General features: G+C 57.4%; 1 tRNA gene. It reads right to left on the minus strand.

The features are described from left to right. Positions 1 to 127: 127 nt before the first annotated feature. Positions 128 to 201: transfer RNA gene (locus C5Y96_RS17130), tRNA-Arg, on the minus strand. Positions 202 to 552 lie beyond the last annotated feature (351 nt).

Below are 552 nucleotides of genomic sequence, written 5' to 3' on the forward strand. Positions count from 1 at the left end.
CGACGTCGCCCTGCGACGCGTCGACTTCTCGCTCTACCCTCCGTTTAGTCGAGCGAAAACGACCTAACCCGCATACGCGCGAAAAAAAAAAACCGCACGCCAAATCTGGCTTGCGGCTTTTTTGAAGTACGGATGGCAGGATTCGAACCTGCGACCTTCGGTTTCGTAGACCGACGCTCTATCCAGCTGAGCTACATCCGCATTCTTACCTGTGGCGACTTGCGTCCCACGGCAGATCAGAAAGTTTAGCCGCCCTCTGGGGATGCGTAAAGGGGACGCTGGGCGATCTTGGGGTTCATTTGCGAAAAAATTGCTCTCGCTTAAACGGTTGCTGGCATTGGGGTTACTTGCGGCCTCTACGTTGGCGGCCTCTGCGGCAGCGGCGGCGAGACGGGGTTTACGGTTTGCAGCGATTATTGCCCCTCGGCTTTGGCCGCTGGGTGGTGAGCCGTGCGATTTTGTCCCCCACGTGCCGGCGACGGGCCAATGTAGGTTGACGACTTCCTTCTCTATCGGATAGCTTGGCGGCGTGATTGGTTCGCTCCCTTATTG

The organism is Blastopirellula marina, assembly GCF_002967715.1.
GTDB classification, from domain to species: Bacteria; Planctomycetota; Planctomycetia; order Pirellulales; family Pirellulaceae; genus Bremerella; species Bremerella marina_B.